Source organism: Chitinophagaceae bacterium, from assembly GCA_016710165.1.
GTDB lineage: Bacteria > Bacteroidota > Bacteroidia > Chitinophagales > Chitinophagaceae > Ferruginibacter.
Genome location: JADJLJ010000006.1, coordinates 24,726 through 32,695 on the forward strand (window position 1 = coordinate 24,726; position 7,970 = coordinate 32,695).

A 7,970-nucleotide genomic window follows, 5' to 3' on the forward strand; every position below is an offset into this window, starting at 1 on the left:
ATGAAAAAGATACTATTTGTTGTAATTTCTTTATTGTACGGTGTGGCTTATGGGCAGGTATGCGCAGATGAAGATACGGTACGAAGTAATGCCGTATCGCTTATCACAGCTAATACGGTACGGGTTAACGGTACGGTGGCTCATTTTTCCGGTGCCCCTACCAGCCTTCAACTACGGTACGTTCGGGTGGGCCAGACTGATACAGCTACGTCATCCTCTGTGCCATCTACGGCGCTAAGGAACTTGACCGGCTTACAGGCGGCAACGCAGTATTACTACTATTACAAAACGATATGCGGGTCAGGATCCGTATCACAGACAATAGGGGCTTACACATTCACCACCCTTGCCAATACGGTACTATATGCCCCTGAGCGGCCTACTGTGTTTAATCACTTGAAGGTGGACAGTTCTTTTATCGTTCCTGAAGGGGACACGGTTGTAGGAAGGGAGCCATCCACCAGGGCTCAGATACGGTATAAAACATCGGACAATACTTTTTATGGGTATTACACAGACTGCACCTGCTGGCGGGCGCTGGCCATTGATTCATCCGGGATCATCGGGCTGCTTGATGGCAAGGTTGACAGCGTTACGGTTTCCGGGGATTCGTTATTTTACTGGAAGGTAGGGGTATCGTATGGATATATCCTGCCATCGGTCGCAACGGTATGGCATACCACAGGTAATACCGGTATTGATACATCAACGGACTTCATAGGCACAACCGATAACGTGGACTTCCCTATAAAGACAAATGACGTGCGCCGGTTTACTGTTAATACATCCGGGGCACTTGGTATCGGGGCATCGCCCGATTACGGTACTTCGGGGTATGTGTTGAAGTCTGCCGGATCAGCAGCAGCGCCTACCTGGACTACCCATACCTTCCAAAACGCCATAACAGCAGGAAGTACGCTGACGGCGGGTAATGTAATTAATGGGGGAGGATTTGATTTTGAGTTTGGCACTATGGGAAACTTTACTGTTGAATCAACAAATGGCAGTATTGAATTTACTGATTTACTTCAAAATAGCATAGATCTTTCAGGAAGCATAGGTATAAATATAAAACCGTATACAGGATTACTAATAATAGATACCCTCATAAACAACACAGCCCAAAATCAATTAATTGGGTGGACTTCAACGGCTGGCGCAGATAGAGGGGAAGTCGGCTACATAACCATAGGTTCAGGGTTGAGTTTGAGTAGCGGGGCATTGAGCGCAACGGGGGGGTCCCTTACAGCCACATATCTTGGTTACGGTAGTGGAAGCAATACATTAACAGGTGATGCAAACCTTACCTATACAGCAGCTTCAAGTGCTGTGGCTTTAGATAGTGGGTACTTATCTTTTACAGGTCATAAAAACTATGGGTCTGCTGTTAACGGGTCAATATTCAGAAGCAGCCTGTATGGGTTAACGACAAGAGCGGTAGCGGGTTCATCATACGATTGGTTGTTATTCAGTGCAGGGGGTAATACCATACTTGCCAACCCCACAGGGACAGATAACTTTTTGACATCGGGTAAGTTTGGCTTCGGTTCATTGGGATTAACGCCAACCGCATGGGCTCATGTAGCCGCATCAACAACAGGTGTTGCATCAATTCGCATAGGCGATGGAGTTGCACCATCTTCACCTAACGCAGGAGATATATGGAAGGTAACTGATAAGCTATATTTTGTGATCAATACCGGTACCGCTACAAAAGAAATTACGCTGAATGATATTCCCCTTACATCGGGACGGGTTCCTTACAATACACCCAACGGCAGATTAACTGACGTATCTACTTTTACATTCGGGTCGGGTCTGTTATCAGTTCCTCAAATTAAAGGTAGCGGTTCAACCCCAGCCATTGCAGGAGGCGCAGGTGCAGGAACATCGCCAACGGTATCAATAACGGGGACAGACTTGGCGGGTGAAATAACAGTTACAACGGATACAGACCCTACTACGGGTGCTGTGTTTTGTACCGTAACATTTGCGACAGCTTTTAGCTCTGCCCCGTATGTTGTATTTAGTCCATCAAATCTTAATGCAGCAGATTTATTCGCTTCGTCCGGTGATTTTTTTATTAATTCAACAACTACAACATTTACTTTAAACACAAGTTCAGGCGTACCACCGGCAAACGCAACAGAATATAAATTCCATTACCACGTCATACAATAATATGCGAAAACTATTAACAATAATTCTTTTTTTGCCGGTGGTTATATCAGCGCAGTCACCGGATTATTATATCAGACAGATAAGGAAAAACGCACAGGCAACATTCGATACTACATGGGGGAAGACAGGCGTATGGGACACAAATTACATCCGTAGGTACGGGAACATTATCCCGATGGGGAAGGACGACACCCGGAAGTTTATAAACGTTGAGAACGTAAACGGCATATCGCTTGGATCGGTTGAAGTGCTTGCAACCGTTGGTGAAATATCAACACTATCAAATTCGGCGGCAGATGTGCTTATCATAACCGATGCCATCCGGGGCGGCAGGTTTATTAAATACACCGGCAGTTATGCAGTAGACAACGGCATGGTATTTCAGGACGGCATCGGTGGTAAATGGGTAAGGCAGACCAGTTCAAACATACTTAACGCCCAATGGTACGGGGCGAAGTCGGATAATGAAGTGACAGATAATCTGCCAATATTTACGGCCATAAAAGCATATTCAAAAAAGCATCCACAGTACCGGGTTATCTACTTCCCGTATGACAGCACGTTGGAGCCTGTTTATAACAGATATTATTTCTCCGACAGTATTTTAATTGATTGGGATGTTACCATCACCGGAGATGGTACATACAAAAACCCGAAAACACGGTTTTACTTCCCACAAAACAAACCCGGTATTGTCGTTAAATATCTTAACGGAAGTAGCGGTATAAATGTAAACATCCGTAACCTACGGATAGCCGGTGCAAACGGGGCGAACAACAACACAAAGCACGGCATAACGATAGGTGCAACGACAAATTTATACAACATAACCATAGACCAATACGATGGGAACGGCATCCATATTTCAGCCTGCGCTACCCCACCTTCCGGGGATAATAACAACTACGGCAACGCTGCGTTCTCAAACATCGAAGCCGTAACGGTTCACTATGCAACCAACGGTATGTTTATTGAGGGATGCGATGCCAGCACCATACGAATAAATGAGTGCGATTTTTCCCAAAATGAAAGGTGGGGTGTATTTGATAACGGTTTTTTAGGTAACGCTTACCATCAACCACATTTTGCGTTCAATGGTGTTCAGGCAGTAGGTGGTAGTTCAGTAGTATCGTATGGTGGCAAGTGGTATGTAGCATTACCGGGGCATGACGGGTATTATGGCGATGCCACAGACAGCAACTACAACAAGCAGCCCGATATTTCACCTACATACTGGATGGAAGTAACGCAAATGACATCTGTGGTATGGAATAGCAGCACCCGGTACTATTCAGGTGGCCCTATATGTGTTAAGAATCCCAATGCTAAGGCAGAAATATTTTCACCATACACAGAAGAATTTCAGCCGCCAATATGGCTTAACTACCGGGCTATTGTTTACAATGGGAACAATGGGGCATTGGTAAAAGGATATGGCGCATGGCGTAATATGTATGCCGGTATGGATATGCTCAACAATGCTAAGTTATACGTTGAAAAAGATGCTGAAATAATCGGTACTGTTACGGCAGGTAACTTCATTGGCAACGGGGCCGGTATAACTGGTATTACCGCATCTGCTACATTCGCAGGACTTACAGGACAGCCCACAGATAATGCAAATCTTTCAGCAGCATTATCCGGTAAACAGGCAACACTTGTTTCAGGTACAAATATCAAGACAGTAAACGGCACTACATTATTGGGTAGTGGAGACTTAGTTGTAAGTGGTGCAGGTGCTTCCCGGGTATGGCTTCCGGGCGATGTTATTAATAACAATGCCGTTGCTAATACGATAGCAGATGTTACAGGTCTTTCATTCCCGGTTGTTGCCGGTTCAAAATACTCATTCAAATTCTTTATAGTGTATTCATCTGCTGCTACTACAACGGGGTCACGCTGGAGTATCAACGGTCCTGCAACTACGTTTGTCAATTATAGGTCACAGTATCCAACAACAGCAACGGCAATAACAAACAACGCAGCCCTTGCCGGGTATAACCTACCGGCGGCATCTAACGCATCATCATTGACGACAAACAATATAGCCATAATTGAAGGCATTATACAACCTTCAGCAAACGGTACTGTAATTGCCCGGTTTGCAAGTGAAATAACAGCAAGTGCAATAACAGCAATAGGCGGTAAAAGTTACGTTGAATATCAAATTATTAATTAACTTTAAATAAAACACAATGGCACAAAATCAATTCGTAGTAAAAATCAATGAAAGCACAGACTTGTATCTGAAAACATATTGCCCCGTATTTGAAAACTGTCAATGGGCTGGCCCGGAAGAGGCAATCACATGGGAAACACTTGACCAGGCAGAAACGGTGGCATCGCTGATCGTACTCATTATACCTACTGGGTTTTCAATAACATCAAACAAAGCAACCATCTTTAAAAAGATCGGTAGCGGAACGGTAGGAACAACAAAACCAAGATGAAGAAAGTAAAGCTATTCATAATATACTTCCCGGTGATACTGGTATCGTGCCAGGTTATTGTTAACCTGCTTTCGTTTGTATGGTATGACGGATATATCCGGGCTGGTTTTTATCTAAATACTTTTTTTGGCACAAACGTATTGTTCGCTGTGTTCCTGCTGGCGTTTACTTATTGGTTCAGGTTATGTGCGGTAAGCAGATATTCGGCATGGGCTGAGATATTATTTGCAGTTAATTACATGGTCGTTCAGCAGGACAATTTGTACAATATCCTGTTTCAGGTTATAGTAGGCGCTATTGCTTTATTGCTTACAGTTCATTATTTTGTGCGAAGGTTCCCGCTTTGTTCGGTGGCTCTTGTTTTACGGTTCATAAGAACTGTAACGGAAAAAAGAAGTTGCAGCCGGGGTTTGGATATGTGGGAGAAAAGAACTTATCACTTTATCCAAAACAGGCATAATGAAAGTAGAGCTTAGTACCGTCCTTACTGTTTTAAGCATATTTGCTATAATATTAGGTGGGATAACCTGGACGCTTGGTAAGTTCCTTACTGATAAAAAGGATAAGCTAACACTTATTTTTGAGATTGACAGGCTAAAAGAAAAGATGAAGGAACTAGAAACAGATACAGGGAAAATCAATTTGATTGAGCGTGAACTGGATATTATTAAGGAACAAATAAAACATTTATGAAAGACAATTTTTTCAATTCAATGCTCAGTGAAGGCGGCAAGATAAGCCACAAGCGGTTTATTGCTGTCGCTTGTACGGCGGTGGTATGCTTTATCTGTGTAAAGGTGGCTGTAGTTCATCCTCAGTACATACCCGATACGCTGCATAGCCTGCTTATATTTATCGGTATCATGTCCGGCGTGGCAACCGTTGCTCAGGTGGTATCATTGGTACGGGGTACCCCGCCGCAAAAAGAAGATGAACCAAAAAAAGACGTATGACATATATTCAAATGTACCGCAACAGGAAGCCTAACTACAATATGTCGGCACTGCTCATCATTGCAGCCATACTGATCTTATCCTGCTTTTACCGGCTGCTACACGGCAAAGAAAGCCGAACAGCAGGTAAACAAGGCAATGATTTCCCGGCGTAGTGGCAAAACTGGCACGGGATAAATACCCATGTACGGACCTGCTCAGGCCGGATACAGCCATCCTATACCGGGATACACTGGTTTATATTGACTGCCCGGATAGCATTCCGGCAACCTTTGAAGTGGTACGCCGTGATACCGTTAACAACATAGTTACTAAAACCGTCCGGGTGCCTGTCACGCTGCCCATCCGTGAGCGGGTAATTACAAAATGGTATGAGGACAGCGCAAAATTAAAACTGGCCCAGATCGCCTTAAATGGCCTTCAGAAAGACACAGCCCGGATGCAGGCCAGGATAACCACCCTGCAGGCGCAATCTAAACGTCGGGGGACGGAAAACTGGATCTGGCGGGCCATAGCCATTACGTTGATAGTATGGCAGGGCATTAAGCTATGGAACCGGATGACAACTATTAAAATGAAAGCGATATGACAGCATCGGATAAGTTCTATGGTTACCTGGTTGACCTGGAAGGGCTGCGCCTGAAAGCGTATCTTGACAGCGCCGGAATTCCTACCATCGGGATCGGTACAATACGGTACCCAGATGGCAAGGCGGTAAAGATGGGTGATACCTGCACACGGGAACAGGCCGTAGAATACGCCAGGCATGACGTGGCGGACTTTGAGGCCAGGTTAAATAAACTTGTTACCGGGTTAACACAGAACCAATATGATGCCCTGCTTTTGCTCATGTACAATATCGGGGACAGGGCGCTCAGTACGTCAACAATGCTTAAACGGATCAAGTCAGGGCAAGGCGATATACGTGAGGCATGGTTAAGATGGAATAGGGCGGGCGGCAAGGTGGTGCAAGGCCTTACAAACAGGCGGGAAAAAGAACTAAAAATTTTCTTCGCATAAGTAGTTTGTTTTTAAAATAATTTATGCAATCAAAAGCCGAATTAGCAAGGGAGTATAGGGGGAAATACCCGAACTTTCCAAATTTAAAACTTGCAAGGATTATGTACAAAGAAAATAATCCACTGTTTAGTAATGTAGAAAACGCAAGGTCTATATTAAGGTATATAGAAGGTCAATATGGCAAAAGGAATCGCAAAGTGGTTAGTGATAAAAGTTATTTAACAAATGAACCACGAACATTAAACCCGTATCATTTACCTAAATCAGACGAAGTAGATTACAAGCCTTTTAAGCTAAAAGCTAAAAGGCTTTTGTTATTATCGGATATACATATACCATACCACTCTATTGATGCCTTGACTTGCGTATTTGATTTTGCAAAAAAAGAAAAACCGGATGCTATATTACTAAATGGTGATACCTTAGATTTCTTCGGCCTGTCTAAATTCTGTAAAGACCCACGCAAAAGAAGTTTTGCCGGTGAATTAGATACATTCAAACAGTTAATTGAAATAATTAAAAAACAATTCCCATACTCAAAACTTTATTTTAAGATAGGGAACCATGAAGAACGCTACCTACATTTTCTATTTATGAAGGCAAAGGAACTGGTAGGGGTAGATGAGTTTGAACTTGAAAATATAATTAAAGCAAGGGCAAACGGGATTGAAATAATAGGTGATAAAAGAATTATCCATGCAAACGGGCTGAATATAATTCATGGACACGAATTTGCCACAGGGTTCTTTAACCCGGTTAACGTAGCAAGGGGGTTATTTTTAAGGGGAAAAACAAGCGCAATACAAGGCCATAACCATCAATCCAGCGAACACACAGAAAGCGATATGAATGGCAAGATAACAACAACGTGGAGTACCGGATGCCTTTGCGAACTTCATCCGGAATATATGCCAATCAATAAATGGAACTTAGGCTTTGCTATTGTTGATATGGGTAACAAAGATTTTGAGGTAAGGAATAAAAGAATTTACAAAGGCAAAGTACTATGACAATAAAGGAAAAGATACTTAATGCTGTTAAAGATGAGCCATACCCTTTAGTTGTAATTGAATTAAGGGCTTTACTGGATGAATTAAGTAAGCAGAATAGCATAAGAATAAATAAAACCGTTTCAGATACTAAAAGGAAATATCCAAAGAAGTGAATAAACAAAAGACAAAAGTTGTTATCAGAAATTTAGGACAGCATCGGGCATGGGGGATGGCTCACTACATTGATAATAAAATAGAAATTGATACAAAGATAACCGGGTACAGATACCTACTTTATATGCTACATGAGCATTTCCATTTAAAGCACCCTGATTGGAGCGAAACCAAAATAGAACAGGAAAGCAGAAAAACAG

At 43.0% G+C, this 7,970-nt stretch carries 10 protein-coding genes; all 10 read left to right on the plus strand.

From position 1 onward, the window contains the following. The 10 genes from IPJ02_17440 to IPJ02_17485 all read left to right on the plus strand — a co-directional run bounded on the left by IPJ02_17440 (position 1) and on the right by IPJ02_17485 (position 7,769). Positions 1-2,181 carry a hypothetical protein gene (locus tag IPJ02_17440; protein MBK7377259.1) on the plus strand — a complete coding sequence of 727 codons (2,181 nt, stop codon included), beginning with the start codon at positions 1-3 and terminating at the stop codon, positions 2,179-2,181. Position 2,182: 1 nt separating this feature from the next. Then, positions 2,183-4,360, plus strand: a complete 2,178-nt coding sequence (locus IPJ02_17445; protein MBK7377260.1) for a hypothetical protein — start codon at positions 2,183-2,185, stop codon at positions 4,358-4,360. A 16-nt stretch (positions 4,361-4,376) separates the two neighbouring features. Continuing rightward, positions 4,377-4,631 carry a hypothetical protein gene (locus tag IPJ02_17450; GenBank protein ID MBK7377261.1) on the plus strand — a complete coding sequence of 85 codons (255 nt, stop codon included), beginning with the start codon at positions 4,377-4,379 and terminating at the stop codon, positions 4,629-4,631. A 459-nt stretch (positions 4,632-5,090) separates the two neighbouring features. Continuing rightward, positions 5,091-5,324, plus strand: coding sequence for a hypothetical protein (locus IPJ02_17455; GenBank protein ID MBK7377262.1), 234 nt, complete (start codon positions 5,091-5,093; stop codon positions 5,322-5,324). Next, positions 5,321-5,584 carry a hypothetical protein gene (locus IPJ02_17460; protein MBK7377263.1) on the plus strand — a complete coding sequence of 88 codons (264 nt, stop codon included), beginning with the start codon at positions 5,321-5,323 and terminating at the stop codon, positions 5,582-5,584. The genes IPJ02_17455 and IPJ02_17460 overlap by 4 nt, the downstream gene beginning before the upstream one ends. After that, positions 5,581-5,739, plus strand: coding sequence for a hypothetical protein (locus IPJ02_17465; protein ID MBK7377264.1), 159 nt, complete (start codon positions 5,581-5,583; stop codon positions 5,737-5,739). The genes IPJ02_17460 and IPJ02_17465 overlap by 4 nt, the downstream gene beginning before the upstream one ends. Beyond that, on the plus strand, positions 5,739-6,173 hold the full coding sequence (locus IPJ02_17470; protein ID MBK7377265.1) for a hypothetical protein: 435 nt from the start codon (positions 5,739-5,741) through the stop codon (positions 6,171-6,173). The genes IPJ02_17465 and IPJ02_17470 overlap by 1 nt, the downstream gene beginning before the upstream one ends. Then, positions 6,170-6,604: a lysozyme gene (locus IPJ02_17475; protein ID MBK7377266.1), complete on the plus strand. Its 435-nt coding sequence runs from the start codon at positions 6,170-6,172 to the stop codon at positions 6,602-6,604. Before IPJ02_17470 ends, IPJ02_17475 begins: the two co-directional genes overlap by 4 nt. A 23-nt stretch (positions 6,605-6,627) precedes the next feature. Beyond that, a complete protein-coding gene (locus tag IPJ02_17480; GenBank protein MBK7377267.1) occupies positions 6,628-7,614 on the plus strand; it encodes a metallophosphoesterase in 987 nt (328 codons plus the stop codon). Then, positions 7,611-7,769 (plus strand): hypothetical protein, encoded by a 159-nt coding sequence (locus IPJ02_17485; GenBank protein MBK7377268.1) that lies wholly within the window; start codon positions 7,611-7,613, stop codon positions 7,767-7,769. Before IPJ02_17480 ends, IPJ02_17485 begins: the two co-directional genes overlap by 4 nt. Positions 7,770-7,970 lie beyond the last annotated feature (201 nt).

What these genes read in the sequence shown, in the direction of transcription:
- IPJ02_17480 (MBK7377267.1), top strand. Translation starts at nt 6,628, where the DNA reads ATGCAATCAAAAGCCGAATTAGCAAGGGAGTATAGGGGGAAATACCCG.
- IPJ02_17440 (MBK7377259.1), top strand. Translation starts at nt 1, where the DNA reads ATGAAAAAGATACTATTTGTTGTAATTTCTTTATTGTACGGTGTGGCT.
- IPJ02_17465 (MBK7377264.1), top strand. Translation starts at nt 5,581, where the DNA reads ATGACATATATTCAAATGTACCGCAACAGGAAGCCTAACTACAATATG.
- IPJ02_17475 (MBK7377266.1), top strand. Translation starts at nt 6,170, where the DNA reads ATGACAGCATCGGATAAGTTCTATGGTTACCTGGTTGACCTGGAAGGG.
- IPJ02_17455 (MBK7377262.1), top strand. Translation starts at nt 5,091, where the DNA reads ATGAAAGTAGAGCTTAGTACCGTCCTTACTGTTTTAAGCATATTTGCT.
- IPJ02_17460 (MBK7377263.1), top strand. Translation starts at nt 5,321, where the DNA reads ATGAAAGACAATTTTTTCAATTCAATGCTCAGTGAAGGCGGCAAGATA.
- IPJ02_17445 (MBK7377260.1), top strand. Translation starts at nt 2,183, where the DNA reads ATGCGAAAACTATTAACAATAATTCTTTTTTTGCCGGTGGTTATATCA.
- IPJ02_17485 (MBK7377268.1), top strand. Translation starts at nt 7,611, where the DNA reads ATGACAATAAAGGAAAAGATACTTAATGCTGTTAAAGATGAGCCATAC.
- IPJ02_17450 (MBK7377261.1), top strand. Translation starts at nt 4,377, where the DNA reads ATGGCACAAAATCAATTCGTAGTAAAAATCAATGAAAGCACAGACTTG.